Annotated in this window: 21 protein-coding genes; 18 read left to right on the top strand and 3 right to left on the bottom strand. The window is 55.1% G+C overall.

The genetic code is table 11. From position 1 onward, the window contains the following. Window positions 1–181: 181 nt before the first annotated feature. The 5 genes from CIK95_RS05515 (at window position 182) to CIK95_RS05495 (ending at window position 3,063) form a co-directional block, all read left to right on the top strand. A complete protein-coding gene (locus tag CIK95_RS05515) occupies window positions 182–880 on the top strand; it encodes a tetratricopeptide repeat protein (RefSeq protein ID WP_094388654.1) in 699 nt (232 codons plus the stop codon). A 2-nt stretch (window positions 881–882) separates the two neighbouring features. After that, window positions 883–1,359, top strand: a complete 477-nt coding sequence (ribH, locus tag CIK95_RS05510; protein WP_022309938.1) for a 6,7-dimethyl-8-ribityllumazine synthase — start codon at window positions 883–885, stop codon at window positions 1,357–1,359. Between the two features lie 131 nt (window positions 1,360–1,490). Continuing rightward, window positions 1,491–1,676 carry a hypothetical protein gene (locus CIK95_RS05505; RefSeq protein ID WP_144007747.1) on the top strand — a complete coding sequence of 62 codons (186 nt, stop codon included), beginning with the start codon at window positions 1,491–1,493 and terminating at the stop codon, window positions 1,674–1,676. 1 nt (window position 1,677) lies between these two features. Further along, window positions 1,678–2,199, top strand: coding sequence for a ferritin (locus tag CIK95_RS05500; protein WP_094388652.1), 522 nt, complete (start codon window positions 1,678–1,680; stop codon window positions 2,197–2,199). A gap of 528 nt (window positions 2,200–2,727) precedes the next feature. Next, complete coding sequence (locus CIK95_RS05495) at window positions 2,728–3,063, top strand: transglycosylase SLT domain-containing protein (RefSeq protein ID WP_254046020.1); 336 nt, start codon at window positions 2,728–2,730, stop codon at window positions 3,061–3,063. Between the two features lie 22 nt (window positions 3,064–3,085). Here CIK95_RS05495 and CIK95_RS05490 read toward each other — a convergent pair whose 3' ends face one another. Then, window positions 3,086–3,388, bottom strand: coding sequence for a hypothetical protein (locus CIK95_RS05490; RefSeq protein ID WP_094466485.1), 303 nt, complete (start codon window positions 3,386–3,388; stop codon window positions 3,086–3,088). 416 nt (window positions 3,389–3,804) lie between these two features. On the opposite strand from CIK95_RS05490, the gene CIK95_RS05485 reads away from it, so the two are divergent. From CIK95_RS05485 to CIK95_RS05440, 10 genes are read left to right on the top strand one after another with little or no spacing between them, the layout of a single operon-like run. After that, entirely contained in the window at window positions 3,805–4,155 is a 351-nt protein-coding gene (locus CIK95_RS05485; protein WP_022309935.1) for an NADH-quinone oxidoreductase subunit A, read from the top strand. Then, entirely contained in the window at window positions 4,146–4,871 is a 726-nt protein-coding gene (locus CIK95_RS05480; RefSeq protein ID WP_022309934.1) for an NADH-quinone oxidoreductase subunit B, read from the top strand. Before CIK95_RS05485 ends, CIK95_RS05480 begins: the two co-directional genes overlap by 10 nt. A 21-nt stretch (window positions 4,872–4,892) precedes the next feature. After that, window positions 4,893–6,464: an NADH-quinone oxidoreductase subunit C gene (locus CIK95_RS05475; protein WP_022309933.1), complete on the top strand. Its 1,572-nt coding sequence runs from the start codon at window positions 4,893–4,895 to the stop codon at window positions 6,462–6,464. A 37-nt stretch (window positions 6,465–6,501) separates the two neighbouring features. Beyond that, a complete protein-coding gene (nuoH, locus tag CIK95_RS05470) occupies window positions 6,502–7,587 on the top strand; it encodes an NADH-quinone oxidoreductase subunit NuoH (RefSeq protein ID WP_022309932.1) in 1,086 nt (361 codons plus the stop codon). Between the two features lie 47 nt (window positions 7,588–7,634). After that, entirely contained in the window at window positions 7,635–8,165 is a 531-nt protein-coding gene (locus tag CIK95_RS05465; protein ID WP_094423378.1) for an NADH-quinone oxidoreductase subunit I, read from the top strand. Between the two features lie 7 nt (window positions 8,166–8,172). Beyond that, entirely contained in the window at window positions 8,173–8,694 is a 522-nt protein-coding gene (locus CIK95_RS05460) for an NADH-quinone oxidoreductase subunit J (protein WP_094466484.1), read from the top strand. After that, window positions 8,691–9,002 (top strand): NADH-quinone oxidoreductase subunit NuoK, encoded by a 312-nt coding sequence (gene nuoK, locus CIK95_RS05455; protein ID WP_022309929.1) that lies wholly within the window; start codon window positions 8,691–8,693, stop codon window positions 9,000–9,002. The genes CIK95_RS05460 and nuoK overlap by 4 nt, the downstream gene beginning before the upstream one ends. A gap of 6 nt (window positions 9,003–9,008) precedes the next feature. Then, complete coding sequence (gene nuoL / locus CIK95_RS05450; protein ID WP_094466483.1) at window positions 9,009–10,958, top strand: NADH-quinone oxidoreductase subunit L; 1,950 nt, start codon at window positions 9,009–9,011, stop codon at window positions 10,956–10,958. A gap of 12 nt (window positions 10,959–10,970) precedes the next feature. Further along, on the top strand, window positions 10,971–12,473 hold the full coding sequence (locus tag CIK95_RS05445) for a NuoM family protein (RefSeq protein WP_022309927.1): 1,503 nt from the start codon (window positions 10,971–10,973) through the stop codon (window positions 12,471–12,473). Window positions 12,474–12,507: 34 nt separating this feature from the next. Further along, entirely contained in the window at window positions 12,508–13,989 is a 1,482-nt protein-coding gene (locus tag CIK95_RS05440) for an NADH-quinone oxidoreductase subunit N (protein ID WP_022309926.1), read from the top strand. 43 nt (window positions 13,990–14,032) lie between these two features. Here the strand turns inward: CIK95_RS05440 and CIK95_RS05435 are convergent, their stop codons facing one another. After that, a complete protein-coding gene (locus CIK95_RS05435; RefSeq protein ID WP_094466482.1) occupies window positions 14,033–14,506 on the bottom strand; it encodes a hypothetical protein in 474 nt (157 codons plus the stop codon). 26 nt (window positions 14,507–14,532) lie between these two features. Here CIK95_RS05435 and CIK95_RS05430 point away from each other — a divergent pair, with 26 nt between their 5' ends. Genes CIK95_RS05430 through CIK95_RS05420 form a run of 3 tightly spaced genes read left to right on the top strand, consistent with a single transcriptional unit; the run spans window position 14,533 to window position 20,241 of the window. Beyond that, window positions 14,533–15,285 (top strand): polyprenol monophosphomannose synthase, encoded by a 753-nt coding sequence (locus CIK95_RS05430; RefSeq protein ID WP_094466481.1) that lies wholly within the window; start codon window positions 14,533–14,535, stop codon window positions 15,283–15,285. Window positions 15,286–15,321: 36 nt separating this feature from the next. Further along, the gene (gene mfd, locus CIK95_RS05425) at window positions 15,322–18,786 is read left to right on the top strand and encodes a transcription-repair coupling factor (protein WP_094466480.1); all 3,465 of its coding nucleotides are present in this window, start codon (window positions 15,322–15,324) and stop codon (window positions 18,784–18,786) included. Between the two features lie 6 nt (window positions 18,787–18,792). After that, window positions 18,793–20,241, top strand: coding sequence for a sodium:solute symporter (locus CIK95_RS05420; protein ID WP_094466479.1), 1,449 nt, complete (start codon window positions 18,793–18,795; stop codon window positions 20,239–20,241). A gap of 482 nt (window positions 20,242–20,723) precedes the next feature. Here the strand turns inward: CIK95_RS05420 and CIK95_RS05415 are convergent, their stop codons facing one another. After that, window positions 20,724–22,235 (bottom strand): glycoside hydrolase family 28 protein, encoded by a 1,512-nt coding sequence (locus CIK95_RS05415; RefSeq protein WP_094466478.1) that lies wholly within the window; start codon window positions 22,233–22,235, stop codon window positions 20,724–20,726. Window positions 22,236–22,249: the final 14 nt, after the last annotated feature.

The raw sequence follows: 22,249 nt of genomic DNA, 5'->3' as shown, positions 1-22,249 counted from the left end.
AGTGTGTTATCCCCGTGAGTGATGCAAAGTTACGCCAATTATCACGCAAAAGCAAAAAAATAGAGAAATATATTTCAATATGTGAGATTATTTGATTAATTTTGCCTTGAATATGCACGCGGCTTTCGTGGCCGTCAGCATGATTGCAACATTGGGAATAAAAACAAAAATAATAAATAAAATGACAAACAAAAAAGAACAAGCACCCGCTAACGACGTGCTTACCGTTTCTGAGGCTTTTATCACCAAATACAAAAAGCCCATCGTTATTGCTGCCGCTGCAGTAGTACTCCTCATCGTAGGTTTCTTCTGTTACAAGAATTATGTAAGCGCTCCCCGCGAGGACAAGGCTTCTACCGCTCTGGGTCTTTGTCAGCAGTATTTTGACCAGGGCATGTTTGACAAGGCTCTTAATGGCGACGGCGCCAACTGTGTAGGTTTCGTGAAGATTGCTTCTGACTACAGCGGCACCGATGCAGCCAATCTCGCCAACCTCTATGCCGGTCTGAGCTATGCTCACACCGAGAAGTGGGAGAAGGCAGCCGAGTATCTCGACAAGTACTCTACAGCTTCCGACGCACTGGTAAGCCCCGCAGCAGTAGCTGCCCGCGGCCAGGTATATGCCAACCTCAACAAGATAGACGAGGCCGTATCAGACCTGAAGAAGGCTGCCAAGATGGCCGACAGCAAGGGCCACAACGGCGTAAACAACAGTCTGTCGCCCCTGTTCCTGCTCTCAGCAGCGCAGTTGCTGGAGAGCCAGAACAAGAATGATGAGGCGCTCGAGATATACAAGGATATCAAGGCCAACTATGTCACCTCTGCTCTTGTTCAGAGCCAGGAGATAGACAAATACATCCAACGTCTGGAGGAGAAGTAATCATGGCTACAGCACTCCACCACCTCTCCGACGAGGATATAGCCAATGTGCCCGACGCCAGCAACATGTGCTTCGGCATAGTAGTGGCTGAATGGAACAAGGAGATAACCGACGCGCTGCTCAATGGCGCGGTGACCACCTTGGAGAAGTATGGCACTCTGCCCGAGAACATCCACGTCAAGACCGTGCCCGGCAGCTTTGAGCTGATTTACGGAGCACAGCAGATGACCAAGAATGACGGATTTGATGCCGTTATCATCCTCGGAAGTGTCATCCGTGGCGAGACGCCCCATTTCGACTACATCTGCCAGGGCGTCACCTACGGCATAGCACGGCTCAACTCCAACCAGAACATCCCCGTCATCTACGGACTGCTTACCACCAACGACTTGCAGCAAGCCAAGGATAGATGTGGGGGCAAGTATGGCAACAAGGGAAGCGAGTGTGCCATCGACGCCATCAAAATGGCTAAGTTCTAAAACCCATTCCAAAGATATGAAGCCCATCGGGAGCTGATACGCAGGTATCGCCCGATGGGCTTTTTTTGATGGCTGTAGGCGGCGGGTGAATGGGTGGCTGCGGCGGGTGAATGGGTGGCTGCGGCGGGGAAATGGCTGTCGGCGGCGTGGAAATGGTTGTCGGCGGTGGGGAAAAGGTTGTCGGCGGCGGAGAAGTGGCTGTCAGGACAGTGATGGCGCCCGCAGATGTGGAGTCGCTAAATATAAATAAGTTAAAAAACTATGCAGTGTTTACATTTTTTCGTAAATTTGCAGCAGGTAAACATAAAACTGAATAACATGTTGAACAAGAAAGTAGAAGAGGCTATCAACGCCCAAATCAATGCCGAACTCTGGTCGGCTTATCTCTATCTGTCTATGGCAGCTTATTGCCACGCCCAGGGCCAGCCCGGTATGGCCAAGTGGTTTGAGGTCCAGTTCCGTGAAGAGCAGGACCACGCCAAGATATTCTTCAATTATGTCGTTTCACGCGACGGAGTGGTAACCCTCAAGCCCATCGAGGCTGTGCCCACCACATGGGAGTCGATGCTCGACGTATTTGAGAGTACACTGGCCCATGAGCAGAAGGTCACCTCGCTCATCAACAACCTCTACGCACTGGCCACCCAGGAGCTCGACTTCGCCACCCAGAGCATGCTCAAGTGGTTTATCGACGAGCAGGTGGAGGAAGAAGAGAACGCCAGCACCATCATCGACAATATCCGCATGATTAAGGACAACGGATATGGTCTCTACATGCTCGACAAGGAGCTTGGCGCACGTGTCTACACCCAGGCCGCTCCGCTCGTGGGCAAAGAGTAAGACCATCGCACCCCAGCCCCACAAGGCATCCCTCTCCGGGATGCCTTTTTTCGTTTTCGGAGGCGTCGCGACGAGCTCCGCCAAGCCCCTCGCAGCGCCTGTCGCAGCCGCGGCGATGGCCCTCGTCGCGGCGATGGCAAAAGTAAGAATTTACAACAATTTGGAAACGTAAAAGATTGTGATACAAAGGTTTCTTGATTACCTCGACTACCATATCCTTTACAATTATTCGCCGTTTTTCTTGCACGGTTCAGATTTTCTTCGTACCTTTGCACGCGATAATCGGAGTAACGCTTGTCGGTTTAAGGTTTTCAGACACGGTTACTCCCAGTATTCACTGGCATCCAGACACGGTGGTTTTTCTTCTTATCAATACCGTTGTCGCGAGCTTTTTTCAGGATGTGGCTCAGATGTCAAAAACAATAATTTATGAGTTTATTAACAAGAAGATTATTTGTATTATTGACTATTGGTGTGACATTTCCACTGCTGGCGATAGCAAGTGGGTCACTGGAAACTAAAAAGACCATGGATTGGAATCCCGTGATGGATGCGATAATCCAGGTAGAAAGCGAAGGAAACGCAAGGGCGGTGAAGGGCAACTCCTGTGGAGCTATGCAGATAACCCCCGTACTGGTAAAAGACTGCAACCGCATACTGCGCATGAGAGGCTCGAACAAGCGCTACACCCTGGCCGACAGATTCAGCATCAGCAAGTCGCGAGCTATGTTCCTGCTCATCCAGTCGTTTTACAACCCGCAGAACAATGTAGAACAGGCCATCCGAGCTTGGAACGGCGGTCAGAACTACACCGTGGCGAGTACACAGCGTTACCTTGAGAAAGTGAAACGTCATTTGTATTGATACAAACACAACATCAAGACTTTCATTCCTGCCTCTGTGCAGTGATGGAAGTCTTTTTTTTGTCCCCGAGCCTGTCTTGCCGGCGGCGCCGTAAACCGTCGCAAGCATGGAGTGGAGCAGGGGCGAGGGGCGGAGCCAGGTGCAGACCGTCACCCATGAGGTCGCCTCGCCAGCCTCTCACTACAGCCTCCGCCCAGGCAGCCATGGAGGCGGCCGGAAGGGTTCTGTCTGGCTCGTAGTCGATGGAGATGGCAGAGAGGTGCCCAATACGCTTGTTGTCAGTAGGTTTGGCGATGTCCTGATGACGGTTGTCGGCTCGTAACATAAGACACGAGCCCACGTGACATAAGTCACGAGCTCACGTATCTTGCGTCACGAGCTCACGTACCTTATGTTACGAGCCGCCCAAGAGGCTGGCTGCGGTGACCGATGAACTTGCAAAGATTATGTCGGGCAACCGTGGCGACGGGGAGCGGTGCGCGGTGACGGTGGCGATGCCCGAGGAGGTAGTCTCTCCAAGTTGCCGCCGGCCGTCGGTGCACGGGTAGATGGTGTCGCTTGTGAGTCAGGTTGTCACCAAAAATGCCACTTTGCTCGCGCCTGCGGGCGTGCGTATATATAAATAGGTGTTTTTTCAGTTAATAATGACTAATGTTACCAAAAAAAGTAGTAACTTTGCAACTTGAAGGTGACAAAACGCCTTCTGCGCATAAAATATTTATTAATAACGTTATAATTTTTATGAATTTCACTTTGTTGATTACCGTTATGCTAACGGCTGTAACCTTGGTGGTGGCTGCTTATGTCATTGCCAAGCTCATCGGTCCCCGTTCGTACAATCCGGTAAAAGGTGAGCCCTTTGAGTGTGGTATCCCCACGCGCGGCAGCTCATGGTTGCCCTCGCACATCGGTTACTACCTCTTCGCCATCCTTTTCCTGATGTTCGACATCGAGACTATGTTGCTCTATCCCTGGGCTGTAGTCGTTAAGCAGTATGGAAGTCTGGCCCTCGTGAGCATCAGTTTCTTCCTGTTGGTATTGGTATTTGGCCTGGCTTACGCCTGGCGGAAAGGAGCATTGGAATGGAAGTAAAGAACAGAGCCTCTATCAAGAGCATTCCTTACGACGAGTTTAAGGACAACGACACGCTGGAGAAGATTGCCGCCGAGCTCAATGAGGGCGGTGCCAATGTGGTGGTGAGCTCACTCGACGCCGCCATCAACTGGGGTCGCAGCAACTCGCTGTGGTCGCTTACCTTCGGAACATCGTGCTGTGGTATTGAGTTTATGGCCGTAGGCTGTGCCCGTTACGACTTCTCTCGCTTCGGCTTCGAGGTGACCCGTAACTCTCCACGCCAGGCCGACCTTATCATGTGTGCCGGTACAATCACCAACAAAATGGCACCAGTGTTCAAGCGTCTGTACGACGAGATGGCCGAGCCCAAGTATGTAGTGGCTGTAGGCGGATGCGCCATTAGCGGCGGCCCCTTCAAGAAGAGCTACAACGTGGTGCGCGGTATCAGCGAGCTGGTGCCTGTGGATGTGTTCATCCCCGGCTGCCCTCCACGCCCCGAGGCTATCCTCTACGGCATGATGCAGCTGCAGCGCAAGGTGAAGGTCGAGAAATTCTTTGGCGGCGCCAACCACAAGATGACTGCTGATGAGAAGAATCTCTCCATGAGTCAGGGTGGTCTGCGCGGTCTGAGCAACGAGAACCTCTCTGATGCCAACAAGTTGGGCAACAAGAAGCCTATCATCGTGACCCAAGTGCCCGAAGGCTTCGACCCACAGAAGGGACTTGATGACTAATATATAATAAGGTATAAGAATATGAAGCTGAATAACATAGAACTGAGTTTTGACAATTTCGCCGAGGAGATGGCGAAATTGAAGAACGAGAAACACTTCGACTACCTTGTTACCATCATCGGTGAAGACTTCGGTGAGGAAGGACTCGGATGTATCTACATTCTCGAAAATACAGACACTGCCGAGCGTTGCTCGGTGAGAACCATCGCCAAGAAGGTGGATGGCAGCGACGTTATCCCCACGGTAATCAATCTGTGGAAGGTGGCCGACCTGCTCGAGCGTGAGGTCTACGACTTCGTGGGCATCAAGTTCCTCGGCCACCCCGACATGCGTCGCCTCTTCCTGCGCACCGACTTCAAGGGTCATCCCCTGCGCAAGGACTTCGACATGAGCCCCGAGGCCAACCAGTTCCCCTGTACCGACGAGCCCGAGAGCGACTACACCGTAGAATACTCGCTCGACAAGAACGGTCATCTGGTAGCTACCGAGAAGAGACTCTTCGACGAAGATGAATATGTAATCAATGTAGGCCCCAACCACCCATCCACCCACGGCGTGCTGCGCCTGCAGACCGTAGTGGACGGCGAAACCGTGAAGCGCATCTATCCCCACCTGGGATATATCCACCGCGGTATCGAGAAGATGTGGGAGAATATGACCTACCCACAGACCCTCGCCCTGACCGACCGTCTCAACTACCTCTCGGCCATGATGCACCGCCACGCTCTCGTGGGCGTCATCGAAGAGGCTATGGGCATAGAGCTCAGCGAGCGCATACAGTATATCCGTACCATCATGGACGAGCTGCAGCGTATCGACTCCCACTTGCTCTACCTGGGCTGTACCGCACAGGACCTCGGTGCCCTCACCGCTTTCCTCTACTGTATGCGCGACCGTGAGCACGTGCTCAACGTGATGGAGGAAACTACCGGCGGCCGACTCATACAGAACTATTATCGCATCGGCGGACTGCAGGCCGACATTGACCCCAACTTCGTGGACAATGTCAAGAAGCTCTGCGCCTATCTGCGCCCGATGATACAGGAATATCTCGACGTCTTCGGCGACAACGTGATTACCCACAACCGTCTCGAAGGTGTTGGCCCAATGGGCAAGGACGACTGTATCAACTATGCCGTGACCGGTCCTGCCGGACGTGCCGCAGGCTGGGCCAACGATACCCGCAAACGTCATCCCTATGCCCTCTACGACAAGGTGGAGTGGAAGGAGATAACCATGACCGGCGGCGACTCTATGGACCGCTACTACTGTCACATCAAGGAGCTCTATCAGAGCCTCGACATCATCGAGCAGCTCATAGACCATATCCCTGAGGGCGAATACTACATCAAGCAGAAGCCCATCATCAAGGTGCCCGAGGGACAGTGGTATTTCTCTGTAGAAGGAGCCAGCGGCGAGTTTGGCGTCTATCTCGACTCACGTGGCGACAAGATGCCTTACCGTATGAAGATGCGCCCGATGGGTCTGTCGCTTACCGGCGCCCTCGACCCTATGCTCCGTGGTCAGAAGATAGCCGACCTCATCACCACCGGTGCTGCCATCGACTTCGTAATCCCCGACCTCGACAGATAATAATATAATAATGTATAAGTAAAAAGAGAACATAATGATGTTTGATTTTAGTATAGTAACAACCGCCATCGACAGTCTTCTGCGCCAGACCCTCGGTCTGGGCGACTTCTGGTCGATACTGATAGAGTGCGTGCTCGTGGGTGTAGGCATCCTTACCGCCTATGCGCTGATAGCCATCGCCCTCATCTTCATGGAGCGCAAGGTGTGTGCCTACTTCCAGTGCCGTCTGGGCCCGATGCGAGTAGGTCCTTGGGGTATCTTCCAGGTCTTCGCCGACGTGCTCAAGATGCTTATCAAGGAAATCTTCGTTGTCGACAGAGCCGACAAGATGCTCTACTACATCGCTCCTTTCCTTGTGATTATCGCCTCGGTGGGCACCTTCTCATTCCTGCCATGGAACATGGGTGCGCATATCCTCGACTTCAATGTGGGTCTGTTCCTCATCACCGCCATCAGTTCGATAGGCGTACTCGGCGTGTTCCTCGCCGGATGGGGTTCCAACAACAAGTATTCGGTAGTGTCGGCCATGCGTGGCGCCGTGCAGATGATTTCCTATGAGATGTCGCTCGGCCTCTGCCTTATCTCTGCCGTAGTCCTCACAGGCACCATGCAGGTGAGCGGCATCGTTGAGGCTCAGGTCGGTCCTTGGAGCTGGCTCATCATCAAGGGCCACGTGCCTGCCATCCTGGCTTTCCTCGTATTCCTCGTAGCTGGTAACGCCGAGGCCAACCGTGGCCCGTTCGACCTGGCTGAGGCAGAGAGCGAGCTGACAGCCGGTTACCACACCGAGTATTCGGGTATGGGCTTCGGCTTCTACTATCTGGCAGAGTACCTCAACCTCTTCGTTATCTCGGGCATCGCCTCTACCGTATTCCTCGGTGGCTGGGCGCCTCTCAATATCGGTATCGAGGGCTTCGACAATCTGATGAACCTCATCCCCGGATTTATCTGGTTCTTCGGCAAGACCTTCGCCGTGGTATGGATTCTGATGTGGGTACGCTGGACTTTCCCCCGTCTGCGTATCGACCAGATACTTACCCTCGAGTGGAAGTATCTCATGCCTCTGTCTCTGATTATCCTCGTGCTGATGACCGTATGCGTAGCGCTGGGCTTCCACGGATAATCTGCGAAATATCAAACCGTAATTCAACAATAGATTAATAACAAAGTATGTCTAACAATTCATATTTCAAAGGTATTGCCGATGGCGTGAAGACGCTTGCCGTAGGTATGAAGACTACCATGAAGGAGTACTTCACACCCAAGAGCACCGAGCAGTATCCCGAGAACCGCAAGACTACACTCCACATTTCGCCCCGATTCCGCGGACGCCTGGTTTTCGAGCGCAACGAGGACGAGAGCTACAAGTGTGTGGGATGTACACTCTGTGAGAAGTCATGCCCCAATGACACCATCAAGATTGTTACCGAGATGGTGGAGGACCCCGAGACAGGCAAGAAGAAGCGCCAGCTGGTAGATTACCAGTACGACCTGGGCGACTGCATGTTCTGCGAGCTCTGCGTCAATGCATGTAACTTCGGAGCCATCAAGTTTGTCAACGATTTCGAAAACGCTGTCTTCGACCGTGACAAGCTCGTCTATCATCTGGACAAGGAAGTATACAAAGGCGGTTCGCTGCCCAACCTCATTGATGGCGGCGCTCCCCTGGAAATAGGTAAGTTTAACACCAAAACCAAGTAAACCGATTATGGCAAATATTGTAATGTTTTGTATTCTGGCCGTAGTCATTCTTGGCTCAGCCTTAATGTGTGTGCTGACCCGCAGCATCATGCGTGCAGCCACCTTCCTGCTGTTTGTGCTCTTCGGCATCGCCGGTCTTTACTTCCTGCTCGACTATACCTACCTGGGTGCTGCCCAGATAGCTGTCTACGCCGGAGGTATCACCGTGATGTATGTCTTTGCCATCCAGCTGGTCAACAAGCGCGCCCTCCAGGGCAAGACCGAATACTTCAAGGGCTCACGCCTGATGGGCGGACTGCTCATCTCACTGCTGGGCCTCGCCACAGTAGTGGGCGTAATCCTCAAGCATAAGTTTATCGACATGGCAGCCAGCTTGGCCGACAAGGAGGTAACCATGCAGGAGATAGGTACTGCCCTTGTGGGTTCAGAGAAATATCAGTATGTATTACCCTTCGAGTTGATATCAGTATTTTTGCTGGCTTGTATCATCGGAGGCATCATGATTGCAAGAAAGGAGGACCAGAAATGAATATTCCCGTAGAGTTTTTCCTTACACTTAGTGCATTGCTGTTCTTTATAGGTGTATTCGGATTTGTCACACGCCGCAACCTTGTGGCCATGCTCATCTCGGTCGAGCTGATACTCAACTCTGTCGACTTGAACTTTGCCGTGATGAACCGCATCCTTTTCCCCGGTGAGATGGAAGGCTTCTTCTTCACACTCTTCTCTATCGGTGTGAGTGCTGCCGAGACTGCTGTTGCGCTGGCTATTATTATTAATGTTTACCGTAACTATCACAGTGACCAGGTGAACAGTATTGAAAACATGAAATTCTAAGACACTATGTACAGTTATGCATTTTTGATACTTCTTCTGCCGTTGCTGAGTTTCCTCGTGTTAGGACTTGCGGGCATGAAGATGAAGAAGCAGGTAGCGGGTGTCATCGGCACCATCGTGCTGGGCTGCGTATTCGCCATGTCGGTATATACCGCCTACAAGTATTTCTTCGTAGAGGGAAGAGATGCCGTCACTGGCGCCTACAACACCGTTACCGTGTTCAATTATAGCTGGTTGAAGTTTAGCGAGCTGCTTACCTTCAACATCGGTTTCCGCCTTACGCCTATCAGCGTGATGATGCTCATCGTTATCACCACTGTCAGCTTTATGGTTCATATCTATTCGTTTGGTTATATGGCCGAGCGCGACGAGAACTATGAGGTTGAAGGCTATGAGAAGGGCTTCCAGCGTTTCTACGCTTACCTGAGCCTGTTTACGATGTCCATGCTGGGTCTGGTGGTTGCCACCAACCTCTTCCAGATGTATCTCTTCTGGGAGCTGGTGGGCGTGTGCTCTTATCTGCTTATCGGTTTCTATTACCCCAAGCATGCCGCTGTCCACGCCAGCAAGAAGGCGTTTATCGTAACTCGCTTCGCCGACCTCTTCTTCCTCATCGGTATTCTCTTCTACAGCTTCTATGTAGGCACGTTCAACTACGACCTGGCTGCCGACCACGACCTGGTGCTGAAGTTGCATGGTGCAGCATTTGTCCTGCCTACCGCCCTGTTCTTGATGTTTATCGGTGGTGCCGGTAAGAGTGCCATGTTCCCGCTGCACATCTGGTTGCCCGACGCTATGGAAGGCCCCACACCCGTGTCAGCGCTCATCCACGCCGCCACCATGGTTGTGGCTGGTGTATATCAGGTGGCCAGCCTGTTCCCCATCTGGGTGAACTACGCCCCCAACGCCCTGCACTATGTGGCCTACATCGCTGCCTTCACCGCATTCTATGCCGCAGCCGTAGCCTGCTGTCAGCGCGATATCAAGCGTGGTCTGGCCTTCTCGACCATCTCTCAGATAGCCTATATGCTGGTAGCCCTTGGCGTATGTACTGCCATCGACAACCACGAGGGTGGTCTGGGTTATATGGCCGGTATGTTCCACCTCTTTACCCACGCCATGTTCAAGGCCCTGCTCTTCCTCTGCTCCGGTGCCATCATCGTGATTATCGGCAGCAACTTCAAGGAGTATATGGGAGGTCTGCACAAGTATATGCCCATTACCAATGTCTGCTTCCTCATCGGATGTCTCGCCATCGCCGGTATCCCTCCCTTTGCAGGTTTCTTCTCTAAAGACGAAATCATCACCGCCTGCTTCCAGTTCTCTCCCTTCATGGGCTACTTCATGACACTGGTTGCCGGTATGACCGCTTTCTACATGTTCCGTCTCTACTACGTGATATTCTGGGGCCAGAGCTACTACGAACTTGACCCCGAACACCGTCGCAAGCCACAAGAGGTGCCCTTCGTAATGTGGGGTCCGCTGGTGTTCCTTGCCATCATCTCGTGTGTAGCCGGTCTTATACCTTTCGGCCACTTTGTTTCGGCTACCGGCCAGAGCTACGATATCCACATCAATGCTCAGGTGGCTACTACCAGCATTGTGGTGGCTGTCATCGGCATTGCCCTTGCCACCTATATGTACGCTCCCAAGAAGACTCCGCTGGCCGACACTCTGGCCAAGCGTATGCCTGTGCTGCACAAGGCTGCCCTCAACCGTTTCTACATCGACGACGCATGGCAGTTCTTCACCCACAAGATAGTCTTCGGACTCTTCTCCAAGCCCATCGCATGGTTTGACCGCCGCGTCATCGACGGCACCATGAACTTCATGGCATGGGGTACACAGGAAGCCGGTGAGTCTATCCGTCCATGGCAGAGTGGTGACGTGCGCCAGTATGCCGTATGGTTTATCACGGGAAGTGTAGCTATATCATTAATCCTTCTTTGTCTTTAGAGCATTATCATTATGAGTATATTAACATTATTCGTAGTTATCCCCGTCCTGATGCTCCTCGGGCTCTGGTTTTCCAAGAACCTGGCTCAGGTACGTGGCGTAATGGTAGCAGGTGCCAGCGCCCTGTTGGTCCTTGCCATCTGGCTTACCGTTACTTTTATACAGATGCGCCATGCCGGTAACACCGATCCCATGCTGTTCACCTACAGCGTGGCATGGTTCCCCTCGCTCCATATCGCCTACAGCGTAGGCGTCGATGGCATCTCGGTCGTGATGCTCCTGCTGTCGGCCATCATTGTCTTCACCGGAACCTTTGCCTCTTGGCAGGCCATGTCCAACCACAAGGAATACTTCCTCTGGTTCACCCTGCTCAGCACCGGTGTGTTCGGCTTCTTCATCTCGGTAGATATGTTCACCATGTTCATGTTCTACGAGGTAGCCCTTATCCCTATGTATCTGCTTATCGGAGTATGGGGTACAGGCGCCAAGGAGTATGCCGCCATGAAGCTCACCCTGATGCTTATGGGTGGTTCGGCGCTGCTCATCATCGGCATCCTGGCCATCTACTTCTTCAGTGGAGCCACCACGATGAACATCAATGAGATTGCGGCTATGGCCAATATCCCCGAGAATGTGCAGAACATCTTCTTCCCCTTGCTCTTCATCGGTTTCGGCGTGCTGGGAGCCCTCTTCCCATTCCACACATGGTCGCCCGACGGTCATGCCAGCGCCCCTACCGCCGTGTCTATGCTCCACGCCGGTGTGCTGATGAAGCTCGGTGGCTACGGCTGCTTCCGCATTGCGATGTATCTCATGCCTTCCGCTCTCGACACCTGGGCACCTGTGTTCCTCATCCTCACCACCATCTCTGTGGTATATGGAGCGCTCTCAGCCTGTGTGCAGACCGACCTCAAGTACATCAATGCCTATAGCTCGGTATCCCACTGCGGTATGGTGCTCTTCGCCCTCTGCATGGTTACCCAGACCGCCATCACCGGTGCCGTTATCCAGATGTTGTCCCACGGTCTGATGACAGCCCTCTTCTTTGCTGTCATCGGTATGATTTACCACCGTGCCGGCACTCGCGACGTGCGCTATCTCGGCGGACTGATGAAGGTAGTGCCTTTCCTCGCCGTTTCCTATGTAGTGGCAGGTTTGGCCAACCTGGGTCTCCCCGGTTTCTCTGGCTTCGTGGCCGAGATGACCATCTTCGTAGGTTCGTTCCAGAACGCCGATACCTTCCACCGTGTATGTACCATCGTGGCTTGTACCTCTATCGTAGTGACAGCCGTGTACATCCTGCGCGTTGTGGGCAAGATTCTATTCCAGAAGATACCCAACCCCGAGTTCCTCAAGCTCACCGATGCTACTTGGGACGAGCGCTTGGCCGTGGGTGGACTTATCTTCTGCGTAGCCGGTCTCGGTACTGCGCCTTTCTGGGCACAGGAGGTTATCTACGATGCAGTAGGCCCTATCATCCAGCATATCGGCAACTTTGTTGCGATAGCCCAGTAAACTGTAATGTCTAACGATTAAGTATCTAAAAGAAATGAATATTGATTATAGTCAGTTTTTACATATGATGCCCGAAGTAAGCCTTATGGCTGTTCTGGTAATCGTCTTCATTGCAGACTTCTTTACTGCCCCCCGTGTAGCCGATGTACAGGCTGGCGCCGACTTCAAGGCTCCCCGTGCATGGTTCGGTCCGCTGGTGTGTGTGCTCATGCTTGTCCACACCCTGCTCAATCTCGCTCCCGTAGAGTCTGCCGTTACCTTTGGCGGCATGTACTATACCACACCCTCTATCGGTATCATCAAGAGCATCCTCGCCTTCGGCACACTCATCGTGCTCATCCAGAGCCGCGAGTGGATGCGCCGCCCCGATACCTTCTTCAAGGAGGGTGAGTTCTACATGCTCACCCTCGCCACCCTCTTGGGTATGAACATGATGGTAAGTGCCAACCACTTCCTGCTGTTCTTCCTGGGTCTTGAGCTGGCTTCGGTGCCCATGGCCTGCTTGGTGGCGTTCGACAAGTACCGCCACAACTCAGCCGAGGCAGGTGCCAAGTTCATCCTCACCGCCACCTTCTCGAGCGGCGTGATGCTCTATGGTATCAGCCTGCTCTATGGCGCAGTAGGCACACTCTACTTCGACGACGTAGTGATGCGACTCTCTGCCACTCCTATGGTCATCGTGGGTCTGGTGTTCTTCGTCAGCGGTCTGGGCTTCAAGATTTCTCTCGTGCCCTTCCACTTCTGGACAGCCGACTCTTACCAGGGCGCTCCCACCACCGTTACCGGCTATCTGTCGGTTATCTCTAAGGGAGCCGCAGCCTTCACGCTCTGCACCGTGCTGATGAAGGTCTTCGGTCCCATGGTCGAGTACTGGCAGTACATGCTCTTCATTGTCATCGTGCTGTCTATCACCGTGGCCAACCTTTTCGCCATCCATCAGAGCGACCTGAAGCGCTTCATGGCGTTCAGCTCTATCTCTCAGGCAGGTTACATCGTGCTCGCCATCGTGGGCAACCAGGCCACATCGGTCTACGCCCTCAGCTTCTACGTGCTCATCTACGTGGTAGCCAATATGGCTGTGTTCACCATCATCTCGTCTATCGAGGAGCACAATAACGGCGTGGTAGATATGGAAAGCTACAACGGACTCTATCAGACCAATCCGCGTCTGGCCTTCCTCATGACCCTCGCCCTGTTCTCCCTGGGTGGTATTCCTCCCTTCGCTGGTATGTTCTCCAAGTTCTTCGTCTTCATGGCAGCTGTCAAGGGCGCCGACTTGGCCACCACCACCGGAGCGCTGGCCTACATCGTGGTATTCATCGCGCTGGTCAACACCGTGATATCTCTCTACTACTATCTGCTCATCGTCAAGGCTATGTACATCAAGCCCAACGAGCATCCTCTGCCTACATTCCAGAGCGCCACGAGCACCAAGCTCGCCCTCGCCGTTTGTACCACAGGTGTGCTGCTCTTCGGTGTATGCTCATTCATCTACGAATGGATAGCTCTGGCATAACGCAGCAAGAGAGCAAGATATACTAAATCTAACTTAATAATATCTACAGGGGATAAGTCGGTATCTTACCGCTTATTCCCTGTTCTTTTTTCTGCCTCTCCGCCCGCGCCGTCAGTTTCTCCGCCCGCACCGTCAGTTTCTCCACGAAGCCCGTCCACCCGCTCGCCGTCTGCAACCCCGCTGCGAGCCACTCTGAGTCGGGTCCGCGACTTGAAATGCAGAAATCATGGTTTGCCATATTCATTTCCGAGTTTGCATTCCCCGTTTCAAACCTTGAAATCACCGCAGATGTCATCTCCGCCAGGTTTGTTTCCGTGAGTGGGAGTGTGGCACCCACTATCCGTAGTTTTCTCACGCCCTCGTTTATCGCAGCGACAGAGGCTACAGCTGCACTGTCAATGTGCTTTCTTTTCAGTTTTGCTCCCTTTGCACCATCTTTAGTCAAGATAGGCGGCGTCTTAACCATGCAAAACGAAAAAAACTTCGTGTTTTTCTTTGCATTGTCTTCGACTTGCACTATCTTTGTAAGAAAAATGGAGAGGTATGAATACCAGCGATAGTATTGTAATTATTCCTACATACAACGAGAAGGAAAATATGGAGAAAATCGTTCGTGCGGTTTTCTCCTTGGACAAGTGTTTTCACATCTTGGTCATCGACGACGGCAGCCCCGATGGTACTGCCCAGATAGTCAAGCGCCTTATGGCCGACGAGTTTGGCGACCGCCTGTTCCTCATCGAGCGCAGCGGCAAACTCGGACTCGGCACCGCCTATATCACTGGCTTCAAGTGGGCGCTTGAGCACAATTACGACTACATCTTCGAGATGGATGCCGATTTCAGTCACGACCCTGCCGACCTGCCACGCCTCTACTCTGCCTGTCATGACGAGGGCTACGATGTAGCTATCGGTTCGCGCTATGTGAGCGGTGTCAATGTCGTCAACTGGCCCATCGGGCGCGTGCTGATGAGCTATTTCGCGTCCAAGTACGTGCGCATGGTCACCGGCTTCAAGGTCCACGACACCACCGCCGGCTTCAAGTGCTACCGCCGCCGTGTGCTTGCCACCATCCCCCTCGACGAGATACGCTTCAAGGGCTACGGCTTCCAGATTGAGATGAAGTTTACCGCTTACAAGATAGGGTTCAAAATCAAAGAGGTGCCCGTCATCTTTGTCAACCGTCGCGAGGGTGTCAGCAAGATGAGCGGTGGCATCTTCGGTGAGGCTTTCTTTGGTGTGATGCGTCTCCGTTGGGACGGCTGGTTCCGCCATTATCCTGCCTTGCCCAAAGCCTGAGCCATCCCTCTCTTTGAGTGAAGCGATTTCACGCCTATGACGATAGAAGATTTAAGCAGACTCTACGGAGCGTGCCCGCAAGCGGGTACGCTCGTTAAGGTTTTGGCCGAACCTGCCACCCGCCATATCTATATACAAGGTGCACAGGCGTCGGCCACGCCTTTGCTCTTTGCCTCGGTGGCCGACAGAGTGGCCGTCCCCGTGGTCTTTATCCTCCCCGATGCCGACGAGGCGGGCTATTTCTACCACGACCTTACTCAGATTATGGGCCAGGAGCGCGTGCTCTTTTTCCCCTCGAGCTACCGGCGCTCCGTGCGCCACGGCCAGCGCGATGCCGCCAACGAGATATTGCGCACCGAGGTGCTCGGCCGTTTCAGCTCGCGCAGCAGTGGCGACGTGCTCTATGTGGTCACCCACCCAGAGGCTCTGGCCGAGATGGTGGCGTCGCAGCAGAACATCGACGACCACCGCATCCATCTCACCACGGGTCAGACCATCGACATCACCGATGTCGCCCATCGTCTGCGCGATCTGGGGTTCGAGATGGTCGACTATGTCTATGAGCCAGGTCAGTATGCCCAGCGCGGCAGCATCATCGACATCTATTCCTACTCGAGCGAGTATCCCTACCGCGTCGACTTCTTCGGCGACGAGATTGATACCATCCGTACCTTTGAGGTCGAGGACCAGTTGTCCAAGGACCGCAAGTCCGAGATAGACATCCTGCCCGAACTTGCCCAGACTGCCACCGAGCGCGTGTCCTTCCTGCAGTTCGTGCCCGACGATACGCTGCTCGTTGCCCCCGACTTCGACTACGTGGGCAGCGTGGTGGCGCGCGTTTATAGCGAGGGTTTCTCCTCCCAGGCTCTCACCGAGCGGCTTGAGGGCGCCACCGAGATGGAGCGCCAGCAGATAGAGCGCGAGATGCGGCGCGAGTGGGCTCTCTGTCCGCCGTCGCAGTACGACACCCTTCAGGCACGCCTCCGCCATGTGTGGTTTGGCATGAATGTGGGCGCCCATGCCGACGCCCAGTCTGGCGCCACGGCTACCATCGCCATGAACATCACCCCGCAACCCCTCTTCCATAAGAATTTCGACCTCCTGCGCCAGTCGCTCGAAGACTATCTGCTCCAGGGCTACCGCCTCTTTATCCTTGCCGACAGCGCCAAGCAGCAACAGCGTCTGCGCGAAATCTTCGCCGAGATGGGCAGCGACCGCGAGCGCTCCCACCTTGATGCCCAGCGCACCGGCATCGACTTCGAGGGCGTCGACAAGGCCCTCCATAGCGGTTTTGCCGACAATGCGCTGCGCATCTGCTGCTTCACCGACCACCAGATATTCGACCGTTTCCACAAGTACAGCCTCCGCAGCGACCGCGCCCGTTCCGGCAAGATGGCGCTTACCATGAAGGAACTCTACGAACTCGAGCCCGGCGACTTCATTGTCCATGTCGACCTCGGCATCGGCAAGTTTGGCGGCCTGGTGCGCGTGCCCGTGGGCGACAGTTATCAGGAGGTGATACGCATCATCTACCAGCACAACGACAAGGTCGATGTCTCCATCCACTCGCTCTACAAAATCAGCAAGTACCGCCGCCAGGACACCGGAGAGCCACCCCGCCTCTCCACGTTGGGCACCGGCGCCTGGGACCGTCTCAAGGAGCGCACCAAGAAGCGCATCAAGGATATTGCCCGTGACCTCATCAAGCTCTATGCCCGTCGCCGTCACGAGAAGGGCTTCCCCTTCAGCGCCGACTCTTTCATGCAGCACGAGCTCGAGGCCAGCTTCCTCTACGAAGATACCCCCGACCAGCTGCGAGCCACCCAGGAGGTGAAGGCCGATATGGAGCGTGCCCGCCCCATGGACCGCCTCGTCTGCGGAGATGTGGGCTTCGGCAAGACCGAGGTCGCCGTGCGCGCTGCCTTTAAGGCCGCGTGCGACTCTAAGCAAGTGGCGGTGATGGTACCTACCACCGTGCTCGCCTTCCAGCACTACCAGACCTTCCGCAACCGTCTGAAGAACTTCCCCGTGCGCGTAGACTATCTCAGCCGTGCCCGCACGGCGCGCCAGACCACCCAGGTGCTGAAAGACCTGGCCGACGGCAAGATAGACATCCTCGTGGGCACCCACAAGCTCATCAGCAAGACCGTCAAATGGAAAGACCTGGGGCTGCTCATCATCGACGAAGAGCAGAAGTTTGGCGTCTCGACCAAGGAGAAGCTGCGCACCATGAAGACCAATGTCGATACGCTCACCATGTCGGCCACCCCCATTCCCCGCACCCTGCAGTTCTCGCTCATGGGTGCTCGCGACATGAGTGTGATGCGCACACCGCCGCCCAACCGTTATCCCGTGCATACCGAGGTCGACACCTATGGCCACGAGGTCATCGCCGAAGCCATCAACTTTGAGATGAGCCGCAACGGACAGGTGTTCTTCGTCAACGACCGCATCTCCAATCTGCCCGAGATAGCCAACCTCATCCACAAGTATGTGCCCGACTGCCGTGTGGCTATCGGCCACGGCCAGATGCCGCCCGACGAGCTCGAGCAGGTCATCATGGGATTTATCAACTACGACTACGACGTGCTGCTCTCTACCACCATCGTCGAGAACGGCATCGATATATCCAATGCCAATACCATCATAATCAACGATGCCCACCGCTTTGGTCTCTCAGACCTGCACCAGATGCGCGGAAGGGTAGGCCGAAGCAACCGCAAGGCCTTCTGCTATCTGCTGGCTCCCCCCAAATCGCTGCTCAAGCCCGACGCGCGCCGCCGGCTTGAAGCGCTTGAGAATTTCTCTGAACTGGGCAGTGGTTTCAACCTCGCCATGCAAGACCTGGATATCCGCGGCGCCGGCAATCTGCTGGGCGCCGAGCAGAGCGGTTTCATGGAGGACCTCGGGTATGAAATGTATCAGAAGATACTTTCCCAGGCGGTCACCGAACTCAAGAACGACGAGTTCCAGGACATCTATGCCGACGAGATGGCTGCCGGCCGCGACATCAGCGGCGAGTTTGTCGACGACTGTGCCGTGGAGAGCGACCTCGAGATGTACTTCCCCGACACCTATGTGCCTGGCTCGAGCGAGAGGATGCTGCTCTACCGCGAGCTTGACAACATTACCGACGACCGCGAGCTCGACGCTTATCGCCAGAGGCTCATCGACCGCTTCGGACCCATCCCCCACGAGGGCGAGGAGCTCATGCAGGTCGTGGCGTTGCGCCGGCTGGGCAAGCGGCTTGGCTTCGAGAAGATTATCCTGCGTCAGGGCCGCATGACGCTTCAGTTTGTGGGCAACCCAGACAGCGTCTACTACAAGAGCACTGCCTTTGGCAAAGCCATCAACTACATGGCTGCCAACCCGCGGCGCTGCGAGCTCAAGGAGGTCAAGGGCCGACGGCTCATGCACGTGGCGCAGATAGCCACCGTGGGCGATGCCGTGGCTCTGCTGCGCGAGATAGACAGCCAGACGCCCACCTCATTCAACGCTTGACACATTATGATTATACTCTTTTCGGTCTTGATCTATTTCGGGCTGCTGCTGGCCTTCAGCCGGCTCACCACGCGCGGCTCGAGCAATGACACATTCTTTCGCGCCAACCGCCGCTCGCCCTGGTACATGGTGGCGTTTGGCATGGTGGGCGCCTCTATCTCCGGCGTCACCTTTGTCTCAGTACCCGGCATGGTGGGCGCCAGCGACATGACCTATCTGCAGACCTGCATGGGCTTTATCCTGGGCTACATTGTCGTGGCTTTTGTGCTGTTGCCCATCTACTACCGCTACGACCTCACCACCATCTACACCTACCTCAGTCTGAGGCTGGGGCGCTGTTCCTACCTCTCCGGGGCTTCGTTCTTCCTGCTGTCCAAGATGACCGGCGCCGCCGCCCGTTTCTATGTGGTGTGCATCATCCTCCAGGAGTTTGTCTTCGACAGCATGGGCATACCCTTCTACATTACCGTGCCGCTGCTGGTGGTGCCGATATGGCTCTACACGCGCCGTGGCGGAGTGAAGACGCTGGTGTGGACCGATACGTTCCAGACCCTCTGCATGTTTGCCGCCCTGATACTCATCATCATCCATGTCACCGATGCCCTCGACATGAGCCTCGCCCAGGCGATGGGCGCTGTGATGGACAGCGGCCACAGCCGCGTGTTTGTCTTCGACGACTGGGTGTCGCGGCAGAACTTCTGGAAGCAGTTCTTCAGCGGTGTGTTCATCGTAGTGGTGATGACCGGACTCGACCAGGATATGATGCAGAAGAACCTGACCTGCAAGACGCTGCGCGAGGCGCAGAAGGACATGTGCAGCTATGGCGTGGCGTTTCTGCCCGCCAATGCGCTGTTTCTCTCCCTGGGCGTGCTGCTCATGATGCTTGCCCAGCGCACGGGCGTCGATGCCTCGGGCGACCAGCTGCTGCCTGCCTTTGCCGCCTCGGGAGAGTTGGGCATGGCGGTGGTCGTGTTCTTCACCATCGGCATCGTGGCGGCGTCGTTCTCCAGTGCCGACTCGGCCCTCACCTCGCTCACCACCTCGTTCTGCGTAGACATACGCGGGCGGGCCAACGACGAGCGCCTGCGCCATCGTGTCCACGTGGGTATGGCTGTGGTCTTTGCCCTCTTCATCCTGCTCTTCCGCGTGTTCAACAACACCAGTCTGCTCGACGCCATCTATGTCATGTGTTCCTATACCTATGGTCCGCTGCTCGGCATGTTTGGCTTTGCGCTGCTCACCCGCCGCACGGTGCGCGACCGCTGGGTGCCCTATATTGCCGTCGCCTCGCCCCTCATCTGCTTTGGCATAGACACCGCCACCACCGCCCTCTGCGGATATCACTTCGGCTACGAGCTGCTGATGCTCAATGGCCTACTCACCTTTGCCGGCATGTGGGCGGTGAGCCGCAAGGGCGACGCCCAACCTCACCCCACGACCGGGCTGCAAGCATAGACCAGCCTTACTGCCACAGGCAACGGCCTTACCATAACCAGGGCTGGACTTCTCACATGGAGTCCAGCCCTCTTCTTTGCCGCTGCCTCGGTCGCAGCCAGCTTAGCCTCGGTCTCGGTCAGGTGCACCGATGTGCTGATGGCCTTTGGCGGCTCGTATCGTATGTCACGTGAGTACGTGTCGGAAGTCACGGGCCCACGTAACATACGATACGAGCCTACGTAACATAAGGCACGCAGCAGCCATGGTGGTGAATGTGGTGGCTGTCAATAGCTTTTGCGGGTGTGGCGATGTCCTCTCGTATTGCTGTGGGTTGTGCGGTGGTCTGGCAGTATTGCTTGTGCCGGTCTGTCAGTGGCGTCGGAAGGTGGCAGGGCTTGCCGCCGCGACCGCGATGGGGCAGGGCAGTGGTGCGAAAACAAAAGTCAGCCATTCTCCCGTTGCCGGGCGGATGGCTGACTGCTTGTAGCTATGGTCTTAAGTTACTTCTTAATTTGCTTGGAGTTATGGGCGAATATCTGCTGTTTCTTTCCGGCTTTTGGCTCGGCCACCTTGATTTTGGTGAATGAGCCGCGGTTTACGTCGTCGAGGACGATGGCTGGGCGGTAGTCGGCCTTGCGGGCGGTAAGGCGCACGTTGCGGAAGGTCACTCCGTCGGCGTGGCGCACGTAGAAGCCCCAGGCGGGCAGCTCCTTGTGCTGGGAGAACTCAGGATAGGCGCGAGGCATCTCGGGCACCTTGTCGAGTTCGTCGGTTCCCACGCGGGCGTAGTTGGGGTCGCCTCCGCCGGGGTAGACTATCTCCACATTCTCGATGCTCACATTGGTGATGTGGTTGTTCTCAAGTCCTACGATGGCCGAGGGCGAGATGTTGCGTGGGTTGTCCTCGGTAGGACCCTCATACTCGTATCCGGCATCGGGCTTGGTGGCAGGCACCTCGGCATATACGTTGGAGATATGCACATTGTCCATACGGCTGCGGCCGGGCTTGTTGGTGTCGTCGTTGACCTCGATGAGCTCATGGGCGTCGCCCCGTCGCTGGCCCACAACGAGATAGATGGGGTTGCCGGTGTTGATGGAGCGCAGACTATCTACGATGATGTTCTCCACGTGTCCGCCGTCGACAGCCTGTATGGTGATGGCCGAGCGGAAGGTGTCGAAGATGGTGTTGTTGACGATGCGTATGTTCTTGAAGCCGCCTACCGATGCGGTGCCAAACTTGATGCCGCTGGCGCTCGAGCAAGCCTTGTTGTTGCGCACGGTGATGTTCTGGCAGAGGCTTTTGGCATCGTGCGACTTGAGGCAGATGGCGTCGTCGGTGGCGTCGACGTAGCAGTTCTGGATTAGCGCTCCGTTGCAGTCTACGATGTCCATACCGTCGTTGTTCCAATAGGCGCGGCTGTGCACGGTGATGCCGTCGATGACGAGGTTGGTGCACTGGTCGTAGGTCTGGGTCCAAAAGGCTGGGTTCTGCAGCGTAATGTCCTTGACGGTGACATGGTTGCACTCACGGAAATAGATGAGCTTTGGGCGGTTGGCCACGCGGCCCAGCTTGAGCGGGTCGTTGATGATGCCGTTGCACGCCTGAGCCAGGAAGTTGTTGGCGAGCGCGCGGCCCTGTCCCTCGATTACTCCCTTGCCGGTGATGGCTATGTTGTCTTGCTTGTTGGCGAGGATGAGTCCGTACCAAGAGTTGAGCTCCATGTCGTAGTCGTAGGGATTGGTCGACCCCACGAGTATGGCGCCTTCACTGAGGTGCAGGGTGACGTTGGACCGCATGTGGATGCTGCCTGTGAGGTAGCGGCCTACGGTGAATACGAGTCTGCCACCGCCCTGCTGTGCGATATAGTCTATCGCCTTCTGGATGGAGCGGGTGTTCATGGTGGTTCCGTCGCTCTTGATGCCGAAGAGGGTCATCTGGTAGTCTTTGGCGGCGACGTTGGCGGCGGCGAGGGTCATCAGCGCCACCAGTATCAAATGTCTTATCTTGCTCATAGTTTTATGCTGTT

Source organism: Prevotella sp. P5-108 (genome assembly GCF_002251385.1).
Taxonomy (GTDB): domain Bacteria; phylum Bacteroidota; class Bacteroidia; order Bacteroidales; family Bacteroidaceae; genus Prevotella.
This window is presented reverse-complemented; position numbering and strand designations above follow the sequence as displayed.